Source organism: Leptospira sp. B5-022, from assembly GCF_000347035.1.
Taxonomy (GTDB): Bacteria; Spirochaetota; Leptospiria; order Leptospirales; family Leptospiraceae; genus Leptospira_B; species Leptospira_B cinconiae.
Map to the genome: position 1 here is coordinate 344,238 of NZ_ANIJ01000006.1, position 22,447 is coordinate 366,684.

Sequence of the window (22,447 nt, forward strand, 5' to 3'; positions counted from 1 at the left end):
ACTTACGAAAAGGTTAATCTTCTTCTATTAATAGGTCCGGATGTAAAACGGAAAGACCTGGTGCCTTCGTTTCTCTTTTGGAAAGTTTGGAAACCAGTTGTTTTTTAAAATTTGTCCAGTCGTAGGTTTCTTTTAAGGAATCCAATTCTTCTTCGAAACCGTACTGTAAAAAGTCCAGTGTTTCTTCTTCCGTGAGTCCTGTGACAAGACTGCTGTCGGAAACCACCCTTAAAATTTTACGAATATCTCTCTCGTTCCAGAGTAGGATTCCGGAAAGTCTTACGACCCAATATTCATGGTCCATTCTTACAGGATCGCGGATTTATTGACTTTCTTCAAGAGTAAATTAGGATCTTAAAATTTTCTGATCACCAAAAGACTCATATCGTCCTGAATCCTTCCACCAGTATGTTTCACCACGTCTAAAAACAGATCGTCTATCAATTTGCGAATATTCTTCTTCGGAGCGGTTTCCAGAAACTTATACAAATTTTCTCCATAATATCCGCCGATACTTCGATTCTTTTGTTCAAATAGACCGTCCGTAAAACAGAATAAGATATCGTCTCTATCCATTTTGAAACTTTGAGAAAGTTTCGGTTTTTTCAAAGGAGAATTCATTACAGTGGAAAGGAATTTTCCGTCCGTACCTACTACCTGAGTTTTATCTTCTTTTCTCTTATATAGAACGAGACTTGGGTGGATCCCTGAATGAGTAAAATTTCCCTTATGATCCGCCTTCATCAATAAGAAAGTAGCGTATAGGCTTCGGTGGATATGGGGATAGGTATTCGTCCTTTCTTCCAGATGTTCCAGTATCTGGTCTATGATCTCATGAGGGGTCTCGAACTTATGGACGAGATGGCTCATTTGGTTCATGATCATTAGGCTGAATAGACCGGCGACATAGCCGTGACCGGAAGTATCTCCGATCCCCATCCAATAATTTCCTTCTTTGTCCTTTAAGAAATTATAGAAGTCGCCGCCGATCGGGTTATAGGTCATACATCTTCCGCGGATCTCGTAATTTTCATCGACGTAGTCCAAAGGTAGAACGTAGTTTTGCATTCTACTATCCCCTCTGCGAAAACGTTTGATGATCTTACCGAATTCCTGTTCTCTTGGAAGGATCTTCTCGGTTAGAAACAAAACGAATGCGGAAAAATTAATGAATATGGTAAAACAACATACTAAGATCAGAACGATCGGTATTTTGACAGGCGGCGTATAAAATTTCAGTCCTATTCCTAAACAGCCAAGAATGGAAAGATTTAGGACGATCAAAACCGGCCAGGCATCTTTCACGTATTGTTTGATCGTAGTGGAACTTCTCATTTTACCTTAAAATAAGCGTGGCCTTGGTATTCCTTCTTGGAATAATTCCTGCGAGCAATCCGGAAAAACTCGTCTTCCGCATACGGAGAATTTGTACCTTCTACAACTCCGAAAGGTTTTTCCCTATATCCGGATTCATAGATCATAGGTATCAATGAATCGTTTGAAGGATCGTAATGATATAATAGTTTGTGAGAAGTTTCCAGGAAATTTATTTCCGGACCCGAGATTTGTTTTCCATCTTTCCAAACGGATTCTTCTTTTTTGATCTTTCGTGTCTCCAGAAGAAGCCAATTTCCTCTGGACTCGTATTGTCCGGTACCTTCTATTTTTATCCGACGGATTTCTCCCTTTTCTTCGATCTCCCTAAAGTAGTATTTTTGGAAAGTTTTTTCCGAATGCGAAAATTCCAATCTTTCCGTTTGGTTTTCCTTATAAGTGACCGAGGTCAAAGGGGAGAAGGGAGGGAGGTTTTTGTTATAGATACCTTTTAATACTATATCGTTAGAAGATTCGGGCCTTTCCGGTAGTTCTCGGATCCAGGAAGGAGGAAAACATCCGATGATATGTGAAAGAAGTACAATTATTCCGAGGAGTCGAAGTCTATCTTTCATAGGAAAATCCGAGAAAAAGAAAATTACATTATTTGAAAGTTTCCTTTTCCGCTTCTACTTCCAAATTCCTTCCAATGCCGGAGAAAGGCAAACCGGAAATTATTCTCCTTCCTCATCGGACTAGGAAACTTGGAGATTTAGGAACAAATTTTAAAACTGGAAGTAAATAAATTCTCCGCCTCCATCCCCGAATATACCCATTAATAAAAGTATAATGATGGAGAAAGAAGGTAATAACCAGCGGAATCTGATCTGTATTTTCTCTTTGATGTTCGGGTAATATTGAACGGTATTCCAGAGAAACGTGAATAGAATGAATGCAGCCAATTCTTCCCAGCGTACCAATGCTTTTCCGCCTATGATATTTAAAAATCCTGTAAAATAGTCCCAAGCTAAATTCAGGGAATTTTTACCGGCTGCTGCCGTTCGGAAGAAGATACCTGAGATCGCAAATAAATGAACGATCAATGCAACTTTCCAGAACCGTTTCCAGCCTTTCGGTTCTTCTTCTTTTTTAGGATCTCCTGGTGAGAAAAATCTTTCCACTCCCAAGATTAGACCTAAATAGGCACCCCAAATTATATAACCGAAATTCGCTCCATGCCATAGACCTCCCAAAGTCATAGTGATCATGGAATTCATTTGGGTTCGCCAAAAACCGCCTCTGCTTCCACCTAACGGAATATAAAGATAGTCTCTTAGCCAAGTGGATAAGGTAACATGCCAGCGTCCCCAGAATTCCCTAAAACTTGGAGAAAGGAAAGGCCCTCTGAAATTTTCCGGGATCTCATAACCTAGAAGGTATGCTGATCCTCTTGCGATATCCGTATACCCGCTGAAATCGCAATAAACTTGGCAGATAAATCCCAATGTGGAAATATATAAACTGAAAAAATTATATTCTCCCGGGTGCTGATAAATCCCGGAAATGATACCTGCGATATTATCCGCAATCACTACCTTCTTAAACAGACCCGACAGAATGAGAAAGATCCCCCATTGTACTCGACTGAAATCGATAGCCGGTTTGTCCAGTTTCGGAAGGAAGTCCGTGGTTCTCATGATCGGGCCAGCGATCAATTGTGGGAAGAATAGAATGAATAAGAAATAATCTAAAGCGGAGATCCTTTCCGGAACATGATCCCTGTGAATATCCACCTGAAGAGCGATCAACTGGAATGTATAAAAACTAATCGCGAGTGGAAGAGGAATATGGATCCCTTTTCCGAATTCGGAAAACTGCAAAGAACCTGTAAAGAAATCCAGAGTGTCCAGGAAAAAGTAAAAATATTTAAAGAAGGCTAGGTTAATAAAATTAAGAATTATGATCCAAACCAGAGGTTTTGTCGTGGATTTTCCTTCTCTTTTATACTTCCAAAGTATGAGTGAAAAATAAAAGTTTAGCGCGATCACTATCAAGAAGTGAATGGAAAAAGCAGGCCCCGAGTAAAAATAGAAAAGAAGAGAAGAAACTAAAAGTAGGGGTTTTCTTGCTTTTTGAGGAAGAGACCAATACAATAAGAAAGTGAGCGAAAATAAAGCTAGATAGGGTAGGGAGTTAAAAAGCATTTTAGATTTTTTTTATGAGAACCTTATTCGGGTGAGAATAGATAATGCAATTTATGGTCCGGAGAGATCCGGAAAGGTAATAATGATTCCAATATCGTAGGACCGGTGTCGGTATCGCTATCTATCTGGTAGAAGTTTTCCGGCTGAGCTCCTTTATAAGAATAGAAAACGATCCTTGGAGTTTGCGAAGATGAAGCTCTATAACCCGGAAGTTTGGTCACTTGCACTACCGCGTCTTCGAAATAACCGATAGAATCTATGAGTCCGGTTTCCAACGCTTGGTTTGCAGAGTAAATTCTTCCATCGGCTAGTTTTCTAAGTTCCGATTCCTTTAATTTAGGTCTTCCTTTTTTGATAATACTCAAAAACCTTTCGTAATTCTCCATGATAATGTCTTGGAAAACTTTCTTTTGTTCCGGAGTAAATTCTTCTACAGGATTTCCGGTGGCCTTGTTCGGACCGGAACGGATCGTGCTGCTTTTAATTCCTAATTTATCCAATGCTTCCTTCGCATTGATCCCGAATCTAAGAACCCCGATGGATCCGGTGATCGTAGTCGGATGGGCCTGGATATGATCCGTGGCCATACTTAAATAATATGCACCGGAAGCTGCCGTGTCCATGAATAGGGAAAGAACAGGGACATTTTTCTTCTTTTTGAATTCTAAAATTTCATGATGGATTAGATCGCTTGCAGTTACGGATCCGCCGGGAGAATCTATTTTTAGGATCACTCCTTTGATCTCAGGATCTCTAGATGCCATGGACAAATAGGTTTTGACCCTGCTGACAATACTGTCCTTTTCTCCGGATAAAAGTCCGCCTGAGGATTTTTTATCGGAAATTTCGCCTTCGATCGGAATAAGTAGAATTTTATCAGGGCTATCCGTAGAAGAACCGGTGACTAATTTTTCTTTCGGGATAGGTGAAGTTTGGTTCGGAAACGAAAGGAACAAACATTGGCTTAAGAACAAGATTCCTAATACAAATAGTAGGGATTTGCGCAATAGGAATTTCATCTGAGAGCCTCGGGCCCATTCTGGGAGGCCTAGGTATCGCTTCAATTCCTTTCCATTTTGTTTGGCGCCCAAAAAAAAGTCTCAGATCCGTTTTTTACTTTCCCTCTCAGCTAGTTTTCCCAACCTCCTTCCCGCAATGTATGAATTTCGGACGGAGAACTCTCGTTTTTTGACCGACGGTACCCAATGGCTTTCCTGGGACTGGACCCATCCGATTACCAAGGAAAGTTTTCCCATCATTCTCCCGTATGATAAAAGTTTAAGTATATTCGAATCCGGTAATTTTCTCATGTTCCCTTGGGTGAACCGCCATGCATCCTCCGAATTCGTTCTAAACGGAAAAGAGTGGCATGCAAAGGAATTGATCCGTGATTCCAACGGCTTTCCGGTTCACGGTTTAGTACATTCTTTAGAAAGAAAAGTTTTGAAACTCAAGAATAACCAGAAGGGTGCGGAGTTCAGAGTGATCTTCCCGGAAGAATGGAAGGATTCTCCGCTTTCCGGAGTTGCCATCCGAGAAGAATATTCAGTCGAAGAGACTTCTTCCGGGACTCTTCTAAGTGTGAAGACTCGATTTAATAATTTAAGATCCGATTCTATCCGATTTGCATACGGTTATCACCCGTACCTAAATTTAGGAAAAAATGATGAAGATTGGAAACTACATATACAGTTGGATAAAAATTTGGAATTAGGGGAGAACTTAGTTCCGATCCAACCTTTGCTTTCCAATCCAATTTCTTCCATTTTGGATGGAGAAAAGATCCCGAACCTAGATCATTTATTCTACGGGAAAGAACCGAGAGTAATTTTGGAAAACCGTATCAAAAAGTACTCTATCACAGTTTTAAGTCCTCCACCGGAAGAAGGACAAATACCATTAAAGTATTATCAAATTTATACAAAACCGGATCGTTCCGCGATCGCTGTCGAACCTTGTAGCTCGCCGGGTAATGCACTTTTGTCCGGACAGGATCTGAAAGAGCTAAAAGGTCACTCCGAGGCATTCGGAGAATTCAGGATTTTGGTGAGATCGTTATGATTCGGCCTTATAATCGCTTTCTTCTTGACAAGGAAGGGGTCATTTTCAGTCTAAGTTTTAGGGGAGATTCCACGCCGTGAGTAAACCGTTAATCGTTCAAAGTGATAAGACTATGCTTTTAGAGGTGGACAATCCTGAATTCGAAGCCTGCCAGTTAGTCGTAGCTAAATTTGCGGAATTGGAAAAAAGTCCCGAATATCTACACACTTATAGAATTTCTCCTCTTTCCTTGTGGAACGCCGCATCGATTAAGATGAGCGCAGACGAGATCGTAGAATGTTTGGAAAAATATTCTAGATACTCCGTTCCGAAAAACGTAGTCAACGAGATCAAAGAACAGATCGGAAGATACGGAAAAGTAAAACTAGTCAAGGAAGAGAACGGAGATCTTTGTATCATCTCCAATGAAAAAGGTTTTTTACAAGAGATCTCCAATCATAGAGCGGTCCAGCCCTATATTGAGAAGACAGAAAACGAAAAGATCTATATCAAAAAAGAATTTAGAGGCCATATCAAACAAGCCTTGATCAAGATCGGTTTCCCTGTAGAGGATCTCGCAGGTTACGACGAAGGAAACAAATACGGATTCAACCTGAGACCTACTACCAAATCGGGTAGAAAATTCGGTATGAGAGACTACCAAAGAGCCTCTGTGGAAGTATTCCATGCGGGTGGAGGGAACGAGGGTGGTTCCGGAGTGGTGGTTCTTCCTTGCGGTGCAGGTAAAACGATCGTAGGGATCGGTGTGATGCAGATCGTGGGAGCGGAAACGTTGATCCTTGTTACAAACACACTTTCGATCCGCCAGTGGAAAAACGAAATTTTGGACAAAACGGATATTCCTGAATCGGATATCGGGGAATACTCCGGAGAAGTGAAGGAGATCAAACCGATCACCATCGCGACTTATAATATTCTCACACATAGAAAGAAAAAAGGCGGGGATTTCACTCACTTCCATCTATTCAGTGCGAATAACTGGGGACTCATCGTTTATGACGAGGTTCACTTACTTCCTGCTCCTGTGTTCAGAATGACTTCCGAATTGCAGGCGAAAAGGAGATTGGGACTCACAGCAACCCTAGTCCGAGAAGACGGGTTGGAAGAAGATGTATTCAGTTTGATCGGACCTAAAAAATACGATGTGCCTTGGAAGGAACTGGAAAGTAAATCCTGGATCGCCGAAGCAAAGTGTAAAGAGATCCGTGTTTCTATGGAAGACGATCTTCGTATGAGATATTCTATCGCAGATGATAGAGAAAAATTCCGTCTCGCCTCCGAAAATCCGGAGAAGCTGAAAGCGATCGGAATGATCATGAAAAAACACTCTGAATCTCATCTACTCGTGATCGGGCAGTACATCAATCAGTTGGAAGAGATCTCCAAGACATTCAAAATTCCTCTGATCACAGGAAAAACTCCTTTGGGTGAAAGACAGGAATTGTACGATGCGTTCAGATCGGGAAGGATCAAGTCCCTAGTCGTGAGTAAGGTTGCAAACTTCTCCATCGACCTACCGGATGCGAATATCGCCATCCAGGTTTCCGGAACTTTCGGTTCTCGTCAGGAAGAGGCACAGCGTCTTGGCCGGATCTTAAGACCGAAAGGTGAGGACAATACTGCGGTTTTCTATTCTTTGATCTCGAGAGATACGAACGAAGAAAGATTCGGTCAGAACAGACAACTTTTCCTTACGGAACAAGGTTACGAATACGAAATATACACTCTAGACCAATTCAGAGAATCCCTCGAAGAAAAAGTCGGAGCATAAATAAAAAGAGAGGACCAAATGGAATGGAACGCAAGAAGGCTAGATGTGATCGAGCCTTCACCCACCCTAGCTATCAGCGCTAAGGCGGCAGAACTAAAAAAGAAAGGCGAAGACATCGTTAGTTTCGGCGCGGGAGAGCCCGACTTCGAGACACCGGCCCATATTAAAGAAGCTGCTAAAAAGGCGATCGATAAGGGTCAGACCCGATACACTGCCGTTTCCGGTACGGTGGAACTCCGAGACGCAATCATCACTAAATTCAAAAGAGATAATGGACTGGAATATACCAGAAACCAGATCATTGTAGGAACCGGCGGTAAGCAGGTTATCTATAATTTCTTCTTAGCTACCTTAAACCCAGGAGACGAGGTCGTGATCCCGGCTCCCTATTGGGTAAGCTATGCGGATATTGTACGCCTTGCGGAAGGTAAGGCAGTCATAGTTCCTACCAGCAAAGAAGATAATTTCCGTATTTCTCCAGCCCAATTAGAAAAAGCGATCACACCTAAAACAAAGGTAGTGGTAATCAATTCTCCTTCTAACCCGACCGGCTCCGCATATTCGAGAAAGGAATTGGAAGCCATCGGAGAAGTGATCTTAAAGCATAAGGTCATGGTTTTAAGCGACGATATTTATGAGAGTATCGTTTTTGACGGATTCCAATTTTCGAATCTGGCAATGCTTTCTCCCGAACTAAAGGAACTTACATTCGTTGCGAACGGTGTATCCAAAGCATACTCTATGACAGGTTGGAGGATCGGTTACGGTGCAGGACCTTTGCATATTATCCAGAACATGGATACCATCCAAAGCCAGTCCACATCCAATCCTTCTTCTATCTCTCAAGCTGCCGCAGAAGCTGCACTTACAGGAGACCAGGCTTGTGTAGGCGAGATGGCAAAAGCATTCCAAAAGAGAAGGGATTTGATCGTAGGACTTTTAAACGTAATCCCGGGTGTGGAAGTAAATATGCCTCAAGGTGCATTTTATGTATTCCCTTACCTCACAGGAGTTTACGAAACGGAAGGTTTTAAAAAATTGCAGGCTACTAGTTCGGAGAAAAGCAAGAGTAAATTATTCTGCGCTCATCTTTTAGATAAGTATAAAGTGGCCGCAGTTCCGGGAATCGCATTCGGGGACGATAATGCACTTCGTCTATCTTATGCCATGGGAGAAGAAGATATCAAAAAAGGTGTCTCTCGTATCTCCGAAATGGTAAAGGACTTGTCCCGTTAAAAGAATGTATTTGCGACGGTTAGTAGTTCTTATACTGATCGTAAGCTGTACATACTCCATTTTTGCGCAAGGCAGAAAGCAGTACATCGTTTTGGATCCGGGAACCGAGCTCTATCTGTTCCCGGAAAAAAAATCGGAAGTATTACGCAAACTTTCCTTCGGAGAGATACTCTCTTCTGAAAATCAAAAAGAAGCAGACTCTAAATTCCAATTACTTACGGACAAGGATGGACTCACCGGTTGGGTGGATTCCCGTGCTTTATTTAGAATGGGAAGTAAAGGAAGTTATCCTGTCATCACTAAGGCAATTGAAAAACTACTTTACCAAGATTCAGGACCGAACGAATTAGAATCCGTTTTTACCTATTTAACAAAAATAGAAGAAGGTCCTATCTTCCAAGGAAACGAGTATTTGTTCCTGAAGATCCGTAGGTTAGTGGTTCTACAAAGATACGCGGAAGTTTTACAATCCCCTGAATACAGATCTAAAGCCAGACAAAAGCTGGAAGATCTTTTAAAGAACAATCCCGCGGAACTCGGGGTATATTCCAAAACAGGAAACTGGACGGATACACTTTCCAATGCACCGGAAGGATCTAAATTAAAAGTCAGACCGGAAACCTTTTGGAAAGTAGCGGAAGCGTATCCGAATTCCAAACCGGGAGACTTTGCAGCATACCTGGCCGTAAAATACACACCCGAGGTCAGATGTGGAAGAGACCCGATCTGCGTTTTGCAAGACGAAGAAAACCGCAGACTAAAATATCTACTTTTACAACCGAACGGGAACTATGCTCCTATCTTCTCTTCCCATTTGGAAAAGAGACTCCTTCATTTTTCCAAGGATAGGGAAACCTTGGTTTGTGATACCAAACTTCCTAAAGAAGCAGTGCTCAAAAATTTCAGGAATAAAGTGCAAGAACTCCCTGCAAGATATGGAAAAAAGTTCTATTCCAAACTCAGAGTGATAGAAGAGGAATGTTTAAAGAAGTGAAACTTTTCTTTAAAGAATATCCACCCAAAGAAACGGCAACTCTTACCACTCCTATCTTAATTTTACACGGGTTATTCGGTTCTTCCAAAAACTGGGTCAGTGTTTCCGATTTTTTAAGCCAGTATTCCAAAGTGTACAGCCTAGATCTTAGAAACCACGGAGATTCTCCACATTCTTCGGAACATTCTTTGAGTGTAATGGCGGAAGATATAAAAGAATTTTTAGAGGATCACGGACTTGAGAAAGTGATTCTACTTGGGCATTCCATGGGCGGCCTAGTCGCCATGACATTCACACTCAGGTATCCTGAAAAAGTAGAAGATCTGATCATCCAGGATATCGCTCCCAGAGATTATGATTTCAAGTATGAAGGGGAACTTACACTTTTAAGAACCGATCTTTCTTCTTTTAAGAATAGACAGGAAATAGATTCGGCTACTTCTCAGTTCGTTACAAATCCGTTTATCCGGAATTTTCTACTCATGAACCTGGACCGAGCCGAATCCGGACAGTATCGTTGGAAATTGAATGTGGATGCCATCTCTCGCTCCAAAAATATGTTCCGTTCGGAGTTTTCCGGAAGACTCAATCAATATTCCGGAAAAGTAATATTTATTATAGGGGGGGATTCCGAATATTTCCATACAAGCGATAAGATCGTATGTTTGGAATATTTTCCAAACGCTATGTTTGAGACGATTCCCGGCGGGGATCATTATATCCATTTTACGAAGGCGGAAGAATTTCGAAAGATACTCGCTTCCTTTATGGATTCTATCGTTTCCGGTTCGGAAAAATAAATCCTGCGAGTAACGCGAAAGTCCAGAATAAGACCATTCCCAGCGGAACAAGAACCGTAAAATTATAGTTTTTTACCGTTCCTGAAATCCCGGTCACCAAGATAGAGCCTGCTAACGCAATCGCCAAACCCAGATCCGAAACGATGACCCTTTTTCTTAAGAACGGGATTACTTCCGTTAAAAATACGGCAACCATAGAACCTACAGTAAATGAGGAAATTTTTAATCCTAACTCTAGGAGTCCTTTTGTATAATTTTCTGGTAGGGAAAAAAAGAAGAAGGAACTAAAAAAAAGTAAGATCCCGAAGAATAGAGAAGAGAGCTTTTGTCCTCCTAGATTCCAACCGAAATCCGCTTTTGCAGTAAGTGAAAGGGAATTTATCGAACTGGATAATGTTGACATAGTAGATGCCAATATCCCGGAAAGTAGAAGTCCTAAAAACGGGGTAGGAACTTCTTCTATTAGAAATTTGGAAAATACCTTGTCTTGAACGATTGTTTGTCCGTTAAATTTGTAGAATAAGAATGTCCCGATTCCTAAAAATAAGATCATCTGAAAAAATACCGCGATACCCGAGCTAATCATCGCCTTTTGGGCATCTTTTACGTTTCTTGCAGCAAGCGATCTTTGGATAAACATCTGGTCCGCACCGTGAGTTCCTAAGCTGAGTAATGCACCGCCCAAAACAGCCCAAGGCAGGAAGTAAGTCGCGGAAGGATTTTCCCATTCTAGAACTTTCAGTTTGTTTCCTTCCCAAGCGGAAGTGAGGACCGTTACAGGGTCGGGACTTGATTGGTAGAGTAGAAGTAATGCGAATACTCCTCCGAATACATAAACAAAATATTGTAATGTATCCACCCATACGACCGATCTGAATCCACCTTGCATCGTGTATAAAACGGTGATCAAGGTTACGATCGCTAAGGTCCAAACTCCGATCGAGTATTGATTGAATGTATACGATAGAATTTTAGGAAGTCCTAATTCTAATAACATTGCCACTGGAAGTGTAGACGCGTAAAGTCTGACCCCATCGCCTAAGATCCGGGTGATGGAAAAAAGCCCCGACATTGTTTTTTGGGATCTTCTTCCGAATCTGGTCCCCACCCACTCATACACGGAAAGAAAATTATGATGATAGGTAAGTGGAATGAGAACTAAGGCGACAACCGTTCTTCCTAAAATATATCCGAAGACAACTTGCAAAAATGTGAAGTTTCCCGCATAAGCAATTCCTGGTACGGAAAGAAAGGTCAATGCAGAGGTTTCCGTCGCTACAATGGAAAGTGAAAGCGGAACCCAAGAAAGAGATCTGTTCGCTAAGAAGAATTCCTTGGATTCGGAACTTTTACGTCCGGATTTGAAACCGGAGTAGAGAATGATCCCAAAATAGAAAAATAAAACCAAAGCGTCTGACCAAGCAAAATGCATACGCGAGCATTCTTTCTTCCGGGAGACTAAGCGCAAATCAGAATTCTTTTTGTTTTAGAAAAGCAAATGACGATCGGACAATTTCCCAAAAGATGGCAGAAAATCCGGATACTCGGTTATGAGCGCGCCAAAGTACAAATTCCAGATCAAGGTCCCGGGAACTTCCGCTAATTTAGGTTCCGGTTTCGATCTATTGGGATTGGCCTTCCAGATTTACAATGAGTTCAGTTTTGAATTCGGAAAAACTTCCGAGTTTAAAAGAAAGATCAAAGGTTCTTCCGCTCCTGTATTTACCGATGAGGAGGACCTAGTTTTACAATCTTATAAAACGTATTTTTCCATATTTGTTTCTCCGCAAACCGTGTCCGCTGCTTCTCCTATTCCTTATTCCGTGACTATGGAGCTTGGACTTCCTTTAAAGGGCGGTTTGGGTTCGAGTGCAAGCGCCGTGGTTGCGGGATTTTCTGCCGCAAGGTTTGCGCAAAGTGTGTATTTTCCGGATACAAAACTTCCGAGTGAGTCTGAGTTCTTGTATCAGCTTGCATTATTAGAGGGTCATCCGGATAATACAACTCCCGCATATTTAGGCGGATTCGTTTTCTCTTATTTTGCCGAGGAGAAACTATATTATTTTAAAAGAAAGTTCCCTAAAAATATACATTGTTTCTTTCTCATTCCCGAATTAGAGATCGCGACCAATCATTCTAGGAAATGCCTTCCGGATACGTATCCGGTTTCCGATATCATTTTTAATATGAGTAGAATTTCCACTTGGTGGGAGTTCTTAGAATCCGGAGAACCTGGACTTCTCAAAAGAGCTTTGGAAGATAAGATCCATACTCCGTATAGAATGAATTCCGAATTTCCACTTTTACCGTTGGTAGAAGAGATCCAGAAATTTTCGATCGGTGTTTCTCTTTCCGGGAGTGGTCCTGCCGTTCTAATTTATACCAGAAGAAAGGATTCCAAAAGGCTGGAGAAAAAATTCTCAGAGATTACGAAACAATTTACTGAAAAATCGGGGATTTCTTGCAGATTAGTGCGACTTTCTCCGGATACAACCGGCGCGAAGAGAACTTTTAAAAAAATATCTTAATCTTCTTCCGAAGCTCTTTCTTTTCCGAAGGAATACAGACCTTTTTTATCTCTGGATCTGGTGGCAAGCCCAGGATGGATCTTTGCGACGGAGAATACGAATCTCATTCTTTCTTTACCTAACTTATTCATAAAGAAGTTGGAAGTGAGTCCTATCTCGAAGTATTGGGTCATACGATCTTTGATGATCTTGTCCGAGATCCTGAAAGACGCGGTTTGTCCTATGATCTCATGACTTTCCAGTTTTTCCTGGGATTCCATTTTGGCGAAATGTTGCATACGAGGAGGTTTCATAATCGCAGGGCCTGAGCGATTGATTAGAATATCGTAATCTTCCGTATCTTTCCCTTTTTTTAAAACGAATACTAGATGTTCGTCCTGTATGGACTTGCAGAGGGTAGGGATATCTCCGTAAACTTGGCCTACCGAAAATTTATAAATTCTTGTACTTTCCGGAACTACGATCTCGTAGATGTCTCCTTCTTCAGGAGGGTCCATTTGGCCTGGACGTGTTTTGGCGGCGTAAGGACGTAGTACTTCCCAATAAAAAAAGAATCCCATTCCTGAAACTGCAATGAGTGTCAGGACACCTAAGGCTAAATCCAGTTTAGGTGAAAATACAAGGCCTAACTCGAAAGCCAATTTTTATCCTTTTAGATCTATTTTACCGCGACCGGTTTTCGTTTCGGAGAAGGAGCTAAATCTGGAACTTACGATCATAGATAAAAGATCTTTCATTTGTTCCGGGCTGATCACTTGGCTCATTCTTTCCTCTGCACTTACTGGGCTCGGTTTCATTACCAATTCATCCGCTCCAAGCTCATTTTTGAGTTTGATTCCTTTCCAATCGGCGCCTTGGATCTCCAGGACGTCGCCGACAGGTTCTAGTTCGGGTTTCGTTTCTTTCTGCACCGGAGACCAAGTCGCCGGATACTGTCCCGAATGTATCCCATTTATGTTCATAAACCTAAACCTCCGTTTTCAGGTCCCTATTAATTCCTATCGGAAATCCAATCGCTTGCTTAATTTTTTTTCGAAATAATTCCTTTATAAGAGTGAATTTGAACTGTTTTTTTCTCCGGGATTCGAATGGATTTCGGCCTGTTTCAGCCCCTGAATTATTCGTTTGCCTCCATTACTCAGCTTTCTAAATTGGCAGCTAGGGGAACTTTTCTCCCCTTGGAAAGGATATTATGTCTGAAGAAACTTCTTCCGCTCAGTTCGATCGACTTTTCGGTCAGAAATTCAAGGATATAATTCCTTGGATCTTTTTAGCTTACGTTCTATTATCGATTTATCCTATTGTGAAGTTCTTTCTCCCGGAACATTATATGAGGATCGGAACATTCGGATTTTATACTCTTTCGGATGTAAAAAGGGAGAACCCGGCTGCTTATCGTAAGTATTTGCAAGAAAACAACCAGCAGATGTACAGACTTTTCTCCCAACTTGCTTCCCAGGAGATCCTAAAAAAAGAAGCGGCCGATAGAGGAGTTCCTGTGGAAGAACTGACTAAGTTCGGAAGAGGTTACGAGCCTGTGCAGGACGAAATTATTGCAGCTTATAATCAATTTAAGAATGAGCCTAGCTTAAAAGGTAAACCTTTAGCTGCTGTTCAAGACGAGATCGTAAAATATTTAAAAGCGGTTCAGGCTGATAGAGAAAGACAATCCTTCTTCGGAAGAATGAGAGAACAATACAATACCGAGATTATCGGACCGGAACTTCCTCCTCCTACCCGTGTTGTGATCGAGCCTAGTGAAAATCCAACCATTGGGCCTTCGGATGCAAAAGTTACAATCGTGGAATTTTCGGATTTCGAATGTCCTTACTGTGCTATGAGCCAAACCACAACTAAGGCTCTTAGAGAACAATATAAGGATAAAATAAAATGGGTCTTTAGGGATTTTCCTATGGATTTCCATAGAAATGCAATGTTTGCTCACGTTGCTGCAAACTGTTCTATTCCTCAGGGAAAATACTGGCAATACAATAGTCTCCTTTTCGAAAACGGAAGAAAATTAGAAAAAGCGAATGTGATCCGATTAGCACAACAAGTCGGTTTGGACATGGGAGCGTTCAATCGTTGTATCGCAGACGAAGACAAGATCAAAAGCGAGATCGAAGCGGATATGGAGGCAGGACAAAGTTACGGTGTGAATGGAACACCTGCATTCTTCATTAACGGTATTTTAGTGGAAGGCAATATGCCGATCCAAAATTTCACGAAAATCATCGACGAAGAGCTGAAAAACAACTAAGCTCAAGTATATAAAAAGTTAGGAGTTTCAAATGGCAAAAACAGTTAAGGTAGCAGTTACGGGTGCCGCAGGGCAGATCGGATATTCTCTATTATTCAGGATCGCATCCGGTCAAATGTTCGGAGCGGATACTCCCGTAGAGATCCAAATGTTGGAACTGGAGGCTGCTCTTCCTGCAGCTAAAGGTGTGATCATGGAACTGGAAGACTGCGCCTTTCCTCTTTTGCAAAAAGTAAGTGTTTCCGCGGATCTAGATGTCGCTTTTAAAGATATCAATTGGGCCTTGTTAGTAGGTTCTGTTCCAAGAAAAGCGGGAATGGAAAGAAGCGACCTTCTCAAAATTAACGGAGGGATTTTCGTAAACCAAGGAAAAGCAATCGAAAAGAACGCCGCCTCCGATGTAAGGGTTTTAGTAGTAGGTAATCCTTGTAATACGAACTGCCTTATCGCTATGAATAACGCGAAAGGAGTTCCTACTGAACGTTGGTTTGCAATGACCAAGTTGGATGAAAACCGTGCAAAATCCCAACTTGCGATCAAATCGGGAAATTTAGTTAAAGACGTTACAAATGTTGCAATCTGGGGAAACCACTCTTCCACTCAGTACCCTGATTTCTATAACGCAAAAATCGGCGGGAAAGTAGCAACAGACGTGATCAAAGACCATGATTGGTTAAAAGGTGATTTTATTAAGAACGTTCAACAACGTGGAGCGGAGATCATCAAAGCTAGAGGAGCTTCTTCCGCTGCATCTGCTGCAAATGGAGTTGTGGATACTGTTCGCCAGATCATCACTCCTACTCCTGCAGGAGATTGGTTCAGCGTAGCTGTGGCTTCCGACGGCTCTTACGGCGCGGACAAGGGACTCATTTTCGGATACCCTGTGAAATCCGATGGAACGAAAATTGAGATCGTTAAGGGATTGGAATTGAACGACTTTGCAAAAGAGAAGTTCAATATCACTCATGACGAACTTAAATCGGAAAGAGACGAAGTTAAAGGGATGTTATAATCCCTCGGAAATCCCGTGCAGGAATCTCCATCCACGAAACTTCCTTTCTTTTCGGAGCTTCCTGCCTTCTTTTCCAGGTTAGAATCTCATAATAGGATCCGAGTTTTGGATCCTCCTTCCGGCCTAGACCTATGCTCCAATGATTATTTGGGGCTTTCAAATCATCCTGAGATCATCCAAGCTTTAAAAGAAGGTATCGATATCTACGGTGCGGGTTCCACTGCAAGCCGTTTAGTTCGAGGTCATAGAAAGGTATTCGAGGAATTGGAAAACGATTTTTCTAATTGGATACATTCGGAAGATTCTCTCTTTTTTGCGAACGGATATGCCGCGAATTTAGGAGCGATTTCCTGTGTTGCCGATCCTTCTTATACGATCTTTTGTGATCGAAAAAATCATGCTTCTCTAATGGATGGGGTTCGGCTTTCAGGAGCAAAAAAAGTATATTATAAACATTCCGACCTAAATGATCTGGAAAACTCCTTAAAAAAATATTCCGGAAACAAACATAAAATGATCGTGACCGAGTCCGTATTCAGTATGGACGGTGACAAAACCGATATAAATGCACTCATTGATCTGAAAGAAAAATACGGTGCTATTCTCTACATTGATGAAGCACATGCAATCGGGCTTTTCGGGAAAGAAGGCGCGGGAGTTTCTTTAGAAGAAAAAATTTCCAGAGTTTCCGAAATAGATTTTAGAATGTCTACTTTTGGAAAAGCATTAGGGTTAGAAGGAGCAGTGATCTCCACAACTAAGGATGCTAGAAAGTATTTACTTCATTCCGCTCGGACTTTCGTGTTTTCGACCGGCCCACTTCCTGCGATCGCTCATGCGGGAAGGGTTGCAATACGTTTGGCAAAACGGATGGAGAATGAGAGAAGAATATTGGCGGAAAATTCCGAATTCTTTAGAACTTCTCTCCACCGGATAGGATATAATACAGGAAATTCTAATACTCAAATTGTACCGATACTTTTGGGTTCGGAAGAAGGAGCATTGGAACTTTCTTCTATTCTAGCGCGGAACGGATTCCAGGCCAAGGCAATCCGTCCTCCAACGGTTGAAATTTCCAGGATCAGAGTCTCTCTCAATTCAAAGATCCAAAGAAATGATCTGGAAAAGTTTGTACAATTGATTCGGGAGAATTAGGTTTGTCCATTTTTGTAACCGGAACCGGGACCGACATCGGTAAAACTTTTTTCTGCTCTCTTATGATGGCGAAATATGCGGAAGAGCTTGGACTTAAATATCTAAAGCCGATCCAAACCGGTACTGATTCCGACCGTGTGAAGATCATGAATCTTACCGGACTAAACGAGTCGTATTTTTTAAAAAATTATTATACCTTCGAGTTACCGGCTTCTCCTCATCTTGCCGCCGAAATGGAAAATACGACTGTGGAGACCGACGAGCTCTCCAGGCATCTTTTCAGCATCAAGGACGCTAAAATATTGGTGGAAGGCGCCGGAGGTGTATACGTTCCGATCAAACGTTATTTTTTTACTGCGGATTTAGTGGAACAGGCAAAACTACCATTGGTATTGGTGGCATCCACTGAGCTCGGAACGATCAATCACACGTTATTATCTTTAGAGGCGCTTCGAAAAAGGGAGATCAAGGTTTTGGGTGTATATTTTATCGGTCCTGAAAACCCTCTTAGGTCTGACAATATCCGGACCATAATAGAAGCAGCTGAAATCGGACTTTTAGGGACATTTCTTCTTCCGGATAGGATATTGTCTCGAAAGCAATTCTTGGATAAGGTTGCAAAAGAATTCGATCCGGATAGAATCCTCCCGGAATTACTTTTCCCTTGATCTGGCATCCGTATACAATCCAACTAGATTCCGATCCTCCTTTAAAGATCGTTTCCGCAAAGGGAGAATTTCTATATGATGAAAACGGTAAAGAATATATAGATGCGATCTCTTCTTGGTGGGTAAGCATCCACGGTCATAACCATCCAAAACTTGTGGACGCAGTTAAAAAACAATTGGAGTCTTTGGACCATGTACTTCTCGCAGGTTTTACCCATCCTCCCGCCCTGGAGCTCGCCCATGAACTTTTAGAATTCACGGGTTGGAATTTTCATAAGGTAGTCTATTCGGACAACGGTTCCACTGCACTCGAGATCATGCTTAAGATCGCTCTTCAGTATTTTAGGAATCAAGGTAGAGAAAAGAAAAAAATATTCATCAACTTCTCCTATTCGTACCACGGGGACACGATCGGAGCGATGAGCGTAGGAGGAGACTCCGTATTTAATAGAGTTTTCCAGAGCCTTTTATTCCAGACTAAAAATTTTCCTTCTCCCGCCTGCCATGATTGTCCCGTTTCCAAATCTCCGCATTCCTGTGCGGAAGATTGTTTGGACGAATTAGAGGCATATTTATCCGCTCACTCGGAGGAAGTAGTGGGTGTGGTGATGGAACCTTTGATCGCAGGAGCCGGTGGAATGTTATTTCATAAGCCGAGCGTTCTGGCAAGACTGAGAGAGATCACGGAACGTTACGATGTACTTCTTCTTCTGGACGAAGTATTTACCGGTTTTGGAAGGACCGGGACCGATTTTGCCTACCAAAAAGCGGGGATCCGACCTGACATGATTGCTCTTGCAAAAGGACTTACAGCCGGAATTTTACCCTTAGCAGTCACTCTTGTTCGGGAAGAAATTTACAAAGAATTCTTATCCTCGGAACCTATGAAGGCATTCTATCATGGACATACTATGACGGGATATCCTCCGGGTTGCGCTTCCGCGCTTGCATCATTACGGATTTATAAAGAAGAAAATAGGTTAGCCGACGTAAAACGATTGGAGTCCTATTTGGAAGAAGGTTGGGCCAGACTAAGGGCGGAATTTCCCGACAAGATCAAAAATACAAGGGTCCTTGGTTCCGTAGGAGTGGGAGAGGTTTTTACCGGTAAATTGAAACCAGGTTACGTGAACCCGTTCGCTAGAGAGTTCCGAAGGATCTGCCAAGAAAGAGGAGTGATCGTCCGACCGCTTGGGAATGTAATATATATAACCCCTCCATACAATATTTCTAAATCGTCTTTAGATCGGGTATTCCAGGCGATCCGAGAAGGTCTTTCCGCTTATAAAATCTTAGATTGACGAACGCCCGTTTTTTAGCCTGAATATAGATTGCCAAGAAAAACACTGCCTCGGAAGCTATCGGCAGAATGAAACTTAGTCTAGAAACTCCCCCAGTTACCGAAGAAAAAGTATTTTCGGAGGTCCCGAGTATAATCGACCGGGAGGAAACGTATGCTATTCTAAGCGGTCAGATCCCGTTGACTGAGGCATTGGACAAGGCATTCAAGGTCCGTGAAAAATACTTCGGTAAAACGGTCCGTATCCACGTTCTAGACAATATTAAGAACGGACATTGTCCGGAAGATTGCGGTTACTGCGCTCAAAGAAAGAACGCGGGCTCCGGCGTTCAGGAATATTCCATGAAGTCTCCTGAGGAAATCTTCCAAGACGCGGTCCAAGCCAAGGAGAACGGTGCATATCGTTTTTGTATGGTCACTGCGGGGACCGGGCCAAATTCCTTAGCGACTGAAAAATTGGCATTCACAATAGAAAAGATCAGCAAAGAGTTAGGCTTAAAAGTATGTTTGTCCGCGGGTCTCTTGGACAGAGAAAAGGCCGAACGTTTAAAGGCTGCCGGTCTAGACAGATACAATCATAATCTGAATACTTCTAAGGCACACTATCCCGAAATCTGTGACACCCACACCTACGAACAAAGAGTGGAGACCATTACCCATTTGATGAAAGCAGGAGTGGGAATGTGTTCCGGCGTGATCGTAGGGATGGGAGAATCTCTTTGGGATCTAACGGATGTTATATACGAGATCAAAAGCTTAAAAGTGATCTCTATTCCTGTGAATTTTTTCATACCGGTGGCAGGGCATGCGATCAAAAATCCTCAAAGTTTAACTCCTGAATTTTGTCTCAGAACTCTAATCGCTTTTCGGTTAGTGAATCCCGATTCAGAGGTTCGAATTGCTGCCGGGAGAGAAGGGCATCTCAGAGGCTTACAAGGAATGGCTTTATATGCCGCGAATTCTTTGTTTGCAAGCGGCTATTTGAACGTAAAAGGTTCCGATGCAGCAGACACGATCCGAATGATCTTAGACTCGGGCTTTTATCCTGAATTTTCTTCCGGGGTAGGAGAAGAAATCGATTGGGAATCCGCTCTTGGAAAAGACCATCCATATGCGCCTGAAAATTTCCCGGAACTTTATAAATATCGGAAATCCTTGAAATAGTTTTTTTGAATTGAGAGCCAAAAATCGTATAGCATTTTCGGACCGAGTATGGGAAGATTCCCAAGCTTGGTGGTTTTCCAATATTAATTTCGGAATAGATTGAAACTCTGGTAGGGATGAAAATCCTGGATATAACGGAGATTGTCGGATGAAATATAAAATAGAGATCAATAAACTAAAAAACGGCTACATAGAAGCCAAATTGATCGATACAGTTTCCAACAACCCAATTGAATTTCGTATTTGTGACACGGAAGAATATCTGCAGGCTCAGATCGCCGACTGGCATAAACGATTTCACATGAAAGAATCCGAGAACTGAGAATTTTAGAGGGACCTAAAATTAAATGAAAGTATTAGGGATTTGTTTTTTTCTCCTTTCCCTAATCTCTTGTTCCGTTTTCCAAACCCGGACAGTATACGATTATTACAATCCTTCTTTCAAATGTGTGGATAAGGTTGGGATCAGGGATTCGGAAGAATGGGAATCCTACCAGAAATTGTATCAGGAAGCGGTTCTGATCTATACGAATGAGAACGAAAAATTAAAAAAGGCGAATATAGTTTTCGTGGGTAATAGTCTGATCGCCGCAATTCCGCCCGATCTGATCCAGACCGACTTTCCAGGTTCCGTGAATCGTGGGATTGCAGGTGATATGACCGAACTTCTCTTGAATCGCCTGGACTCGACTGTACTAAATCTAAAACCTTCTACCATTATCCTAGAGATTGGCGGAAATGATATCCGGGACGGGAAATGTCTGGATTATATAGAAGGGGTCCATAAGCAGTTGGTCCAAACGATCAGGACCAGTCTGCCGAATACAAAACTGCTTATACTCGGGATTCCGCCGGTTTTGAGTCGAAATGTGAACTCCGTATCTCCTATCGTCAATTCCTGGCTGTTGAGGATCGCAAACGAGAACCAGAACGTCCAGTTTTTGGATATCTGGCCGGAGTTCCGACAAAAAGAGATCCCATTCATCCGAGAAGAATTGGCATTTTCTTATGATGGAAAAAAAGACCCGATCCATATCAATAGAGATGCCTATATCATCTGGCTTCGCAAAATTAAATCTCTCGTTCGATAATTTCCGTGATTTTATTTTTTAGTCCTAAAAAAGATTCGGATCCCCAAAGATTATCCGAAGCACTTTCCGATAGATTCGGACAGGCTGTTTTTATAGAAAGAAGGTCCGAAGTTTCCAAAGATTTCGTATGCGATGTCTGGAAAACGGATCGTACATTTCCAAGAGAAGAACTAGTCTATCTAAGACAAGAACTACAAAGATTTAGAAAAATTGATCTCATCCAGATCTCTTCTTTTTTAAAAGATGCTGCCTTATTTTGTTTCGATATGGATTCCACTTTGATAAAGGAAGAAGTCATTGACGAATTAGCAAGATACGCAGGCGTTTATGAAGAAGTAGCACAAGTGACCAAGGAAGCTATGGAAGGAAATCTAAACTTCCATGAAGCTCTCCATAAAAGGTGTTCTTATCTGAAAGATCTTCCTGTTTCCATTTTCGACGACTTGTATTTTAAATTACATCCGAATTATGGAGTTCCTGAATTATTCCAGGAACTTAGGAAGAAGAATGCGAAAACCGCGGTCTTTAGCGGAGGTTTCTCCGACATATTAGAAAGATTTAAACAAGAATATTCCATAGACGAGGTCCGAGCAAATTATCTGGATAGAGCAGGGGATAAACTGCTGGGTACTGTTTCCGGAACTGTGGTGGATAAAAATATCAAAAGGGATTCTCTTTTAGAACTACAATCTCGTTTCCAAATGAGGAAGGAAAATATTGTCGCTGTAGGTGACGGTGCAAACGACCAACTTATGTTAGAGGCTGCCGGGATTGGGATCGGATTTCATGCGAAAGATGGTCTTAAAGCCAATATTTCCAATTGGATCGACTTTGCGTCTATGGATGTTCTTTTGTATTTATTTGAAGAGTAAGATGTTTGAACACATCA

Annotated in this window: 23 protein-coding genes; 15 read left to right on the top strand and 8 right to left on the bottom strand. The window is 41.9% G+C overall.

Going from position 1 to position 22,447, the window contains the following annotated elements:
* Nucleotides 1-13: 13 nt before the first annotated feature.
* From LEP1GSC192_RS02250 to sppA, 5 genes are all read right to left on the bottom strand, one after another.
* Nucleotides 14-304 carry a hypothetical protein gene (locus LEP1GSC192_RS02250; RefSeq protein ID WP_020768382.1) on the bottom strand — a complete coding sequence of 97 codons (291 nt, stop codon included), beginning with the start codon at nt 302-304 and terminating at the stop codon, nt 14-16.
* A gap of 50 nt (nt 305-354) precedes the next feature.
* The gene (locus LEP1GSC192_RS02255) at nt 355-1,335 is read right to left on the bottom strand and encodes a PP2C family protein-serine/threonine phosphatase (RefSeq protein ID WP_020768383.1); all 981 of its coding nucleotides are present in this window, start codon (nt 1,333-1,335) and stop codon (nt 355-357) included.
* Entirely contained in the window at nt 1,332-1,949 is a 618-nt protein-coding gene (locus LEP1GSC192_RS02260) for a hypothetical protein (protein WP_020768302.1), read from the bottom strand. The genes LEP1GSC192_RS02255 and LEP1GSC192_RS02260 overlap by 4 nt, the downstream gene beginning before the upstream one ends.
* Before the next feature lie 150 nt (nt 1,950-2,099).
* A complete protein-coding gene (locus LEP1GSC192_RS02265) occupies nt 2,100-3,518 on the bottom strand; it encodes an MBOAT family protein (RefSeq protein WP_020768436.1) in 1,419 nt (472 codons plus the stop codon).
* Nucleotides 3,519-3,541: 23 nt separating this feature from the next.
* A complete protein-coding gene (gene sppA / locus LEP1GSC192_RS02270) occupies nt 3,542-4,537 on the bottom strand; it encodes a signal peptide peptidase SppA (protein ID WP_020768087.1) in 996 nt (331 codons plus the stop codon).
* 169 nt (nt 4,538-4,706) lie between these two features.
* On the opposite strand from sppA, the gene LEP1GSC192_RS02275 reads away from it, so the two are divergent.
* From LEP1GSC192_RS02275 to LEP1GSC192_RS02295, 5 genes are all read left to right on the top strand, one after another.
* A complete protein-coding gene (locus tag LEP1GSC192_RS02275) occupies nt 4,707-5,579 on the top strand; it encodes an aldose 1-epimerase (protein ID WP_036088823.1) in 873 nt (290 codons plus the stop codon).
* 76 nt (nt 5,580-5,655) lie between these two features.
* On the top strand, nt 5,656-7,350 hold the full coding sequence (locus tag LEP1GSC192_RS02280; RefSeq protein ID WP_036088699.1) for a DNA repair helicase XPB: 1,695 nt from the start codon (nt 5,656-5,658) through the stop codon (nt 7,348-7,350).
* A gap of 18 nt (nt 7,351-7,368) precedes the next feature.
* On the top strand, nt 7,369-8,586 hold the full coding sequence (locus LEP1GSC192_RS02285; protein ID WP_020768356.1) for a pyridoxal phosphate-dependent aminotransferase: 1,218 nt from the start codon (nt 7,369-7,371) through the stop codon (nt 8,584-8,586).
* A 4-nt stretch (nt 8,587-8,590) separates the two neighbouring features.
* The gene (locus LEP1GSC192_RS02290; protein ID WP_020768351.1) at nt 8,591-9,580 is read left to right on the top strand and encodes a hypothetical protein; all 990 of its coding nucleotides are present in this window, start codon (nt 8,591-8,593) and stop codon (nt 9,578-9,580) included.
* Complete coding sequence (locus LEP1GSC192_RS02295) at nt 9,565-10,380, top strand: alpha/beta fold hydrolase (RefSeq protein WP_036088700.1); 816 nt, start codon at nt 9,565-9,567, stop codon at nt 10,378-10,380. Before LEP1GSC192_RS02290 ends, LEP1GSC192_RS02295 begins: the two co-directional genes overlap by 16 nt.
* Here the strand turns inward: LEP1GSC192_RS02295 and LEP1GSC192_RS02300 are convergent.
* Nucleotides 10,355-11,812 (bottom strand): transporter SSS family, encoded by a 1,458-nt coding sequence (locus LEP1GSC192_RS02300; RefSeq protein WP_020768393.1) that lies wholly within the window; start codon nt 11,810-11,812, stop codon nt 10,355-10,357. The genes LEP1GSC192_RS02295 and LEP1GSC192_RS02300 overlap by 26 nt on opposite strands.
* 118 nt (nt 11,813-11,930) lie before the next feature.
* Between LEP1GSC192_RS02300 and thrB the strand changes: the two genes are divergently transcribed.
* A complete protein-coding gene (gene thrB, locus LEP1GSC192_RS02305) occupies nt 11,931-12,908 on the top strand; it encodes a homoserine kinase (protein WP_020768305.1) in 978 nt (325 codons plus the stop codon).
* On the opposite strand, the gene LEP1GSC192_RS02310 is transcribed toward thrB, so the two are convergent.
* Together LEP1GSC192_RS02310 and LEP1GSC192_RS02315 are read right to left on the bottom strand one after the other, a co-directional pair.
* A complete protein-coding gene (locus tag LEP1GSC192_RS02310) occupies nt 12,905-13,549 on the bottom strand; it encodes a hypothetical protein (protein ID WP_020768139.1) in 645 nt (214 codons plus the stop codon). The genes thrB and LEP1GSC192_RS02310 overlap by 4 nt on opposite strands.
* A 3-nt stretch (nt 13,550-13,552) precedes the next feature.
* Nucleotides 13,553-13,870, bottom strand: a complete 318-nt coding sequence (locus LEP1GSC192_RS02315) for a hypothetical protein (protein ID WP_020768240.1) — start codon at nt 13,868-13,870, stop codon at nt 13,553-13,555.
* Between the two features lie 230 nt (nt 13,871-14,100).
* Between LEP1GSC192_RS02315 and LEP1GSC192_RS02320 the strand changes: the two genes are divergently transcribed.
* From LEP1GSC192_RS02320 to serB, 9 genes are all read left to right on the top strand, one after another.
* A complete protein-coding gene (locus tag LEP1GSC192_RS02320) occupies nt 14,101-15,168 on the top strand; it encodes a thioredoxin domain-containing protein (protein WP_020768464.1) in 1,068 nt (355 codons plus the stop codon).
* Nucleotides 15,169-15,199: 31 nt separating this feature from the next.
* Nucleotides 15,200-16,180: a malate dehydrogenase gene (locus tag LEP1GSC192_RS02325; RefSeq protein WP_020768255.1), complete on the top strand. Its 981-nt coding sequence runs from the start codon at nt 15,200-15,202 to the stop codon at nt 16,178-16,180.
* Between the two features lie 15 nt (nt 16,181-16,195).
* Entirely contained in the window at nt 16,196-17,335 is a 1,140-nt protein-coding gene (locus LEP1GSC192_RS02330) for an 8-amino-7-oxononanoate synthase (protein WP_020768066.1), read from the top strand.
* A 2-nt stretch (nt 17,336-17,337) separates the two neighbouring features.
* On the top strand, nt 17,338-18,003 hold the full coding sequence (gene bioD / locus LEP1GSC192_RS02335; protein ID WP_020768404.1) for a dethiobiotin synthase: 666 nt from the start codon (nt 17,338-17,340) through the stop codon (nt 18,001-18,003).
* A complete protein-coding gene (gene bioA, locus LEP1GSC192_RS02340; protein ID WP_020768222.1) occupies nt 18,000-19,304 on the top strand; it encodes an adenosylmethionine--8-amino-7-oxononanoate transaminase in 1,305 nt (434 codons plus the stop codon). The genes bioD and bioA overlap by 4 nt, the downstream gene beginning before the upstream one ends.
* A gap of 68 nt (nt 19,305-19,372) precedes the next feature.
* Nucleotides 19,373-20,467 carry a biotin synthase BioB gene (gene bioB / locus LEP1GSC192_RS02345; protein WP_020768039.1) on the top strand — a complete coding sequence of 365 codons (1,095 nt, stop codon included), beginning with the start codon at nt 19,373-19,375 and terminating at the stop codon, nt 20,465-20,467.
* Nucleotides 20,468-20,615: 148 nt separating this feature from the next.
* Entirely contained in the window at nt 20,616-20,789 is a 174-nt protein-coding gene (locus LEP1GSC192_RS19895; protein ID WP_008591702.1) for a hypothetical protein, read from the top strand.
* A gap of 25 nt (nt 20,790-20,814) precedes the next feature.
* The gene (locus LEP1GSC192_RS02350) at nt 20,815-21,558 is read left to right on the top strand and encodes a GDSL-type esterase/lipase family protein (protein ID WP_020768349.1); all 744 of its coding nucleotides are present in this window, start codon (nt 20,815-20,817) and stop codon (nt 21,556-21,558) included.
* Nucleotides 21,559-21,563: 5 nt separating this feature from the next.
* The gene (serB, locus tag LEP1GSC192_RS02355) at nt 21,564-22,430 is read left to right on the top strand and encodes a phosphoserine phosphatase SerB (RefSeq protein ID WP_020768504.1); all 867 of its coding nucleotides are present in this window, start codon (nt 21,564-21,566) and stop codon (nt 22,428-22,430) included.
* Nucleotides 22,431-22,447 lie beyond the last annotated feature (17 nt).

What these genes read in the sequence shown, in the direction of transcription:
- LEP1GSC192_RS02250 (WP_020768382.1), bottom strand. Translation starts at nt 304, where the DNA reads ATGGACCATGAATATTGGGTCGTAAGACTTTCCGGAATCCTACTCTGG.
- LEP1GSC192_RS02255 (WP_020768383.1), bottom strand. Translation starts at nt 1,335, where the DNA reads ATGAGAAGTTCCACTACGATCAAACAATACGTGAAAGATGCCTGGCCG.
- LEP1GSC192_RS02260 (WP_020768302.1), bottom strand. Translation starts at nt 1,949, where the DNA reads ATGAAAGATAGACTTCGACTCCTCGGAATAATTGTACTTCTTTCACAT.
- LEP1GSC192_RS02265 (WP_020768436.1), bottom strand. Translation starts at nt 3,518, where the DNA reads ATGCTTTTTAACTCCCTACCCTATCTAGCTTTATTTTCGCTCACTTTC.
- sppA (WP_020768087.1), bottom strand. Translation starts at nt 4,537, where the DNA reads ATGAAATTCCTATTGCGCAAATCCCTACTATTTGTATTAGGAATCTTG.
- LEP1GSC192_RS02285 (WP_020768356.1), top strand. Translation starts at nt 7,369, where the DNA reads ATGGAATGGAACGCAAGAAGGCTAGATGTGATCGAGCCTTCACCCACC.
- LEP1GSC192_RS02290 (WP_020768351.1), top strand. Translation starts at nt 8,591, where the DNA reads ATGTATTTGCGACGGTTAGTAGTTCTTATACTGATCGTAAGCTGTACA.
- LEP1GSC192_RS02295 (WP_036088700.1), top strand. Translation starts at nt 9,565, where the DNA reads ATGTTTAAAGAAGTGAAACTTTTCTTTAAAGAATATCCACCCAAAGAA.
- LEP1GSC192_RS02300 (WP_020768393.1), bottom strand. Translation starts at nt 11,812, where the DNA reads ATGCATTTTGCTTGGTCAGACGCTTTGGTTTTATTTTTCTATTTTGGG.
- thrB (WP_020768305.1), top strand. Translation starts at nt 11,931, where the DNA reads ATGAGCGCGCCAAAGTACAAATTCCAGATCAAGGTCCCGGGAACTTCC.
- LEP1GSC192_RS02315 (WP_020768240.1), bottom strand. Translation starts at nt 13,870, where the DNA reads ATGAACATAAATGGGATACATTCGGGACAGTATCCGGCGACTTGGTCT.
- LEP1GSC192_RS02320 (WP_020768464.1), top strand. Translation starts at nt 14,101, where the DNA reads ATGTCTGAAGAAACTTCTTCCGCTCAGTTCGATCGACTTTTCGGTCAG.
- LEP1GSC192_RS02325 (WP_020768255.1), top strand. Translation starts at nt 15,200, where the DNA reads ATGGCAAAAACAGTTAAGGTAGCAGTTACGGGTGCCGCAGGGCAGATC.
- bioB (WP_020768039.1), top strand. Translation starts at nt 19,373, where the DNA reads ATGAAACTTAGTCTAGAAACTCCCCCAGTTACCGAAGAAAAAGTATTT.
- LEP1GSC192_RS19895 (WP_008591702.1), top strand. Translation starts at nt 20,616, where the DNA reads ATGAAATATAAAATAGAGATCAATAAACTAAAAAACGGCTACATAGAA.
- LEP1GSC192_RS02350 (WP_020768349.1), top strand. Translation starts at nt 20,815, where the DNA reads ATGAAAGTATTAGGGATTTGTTTTTTTCTCCTTTCCCTAATCTCTTGT.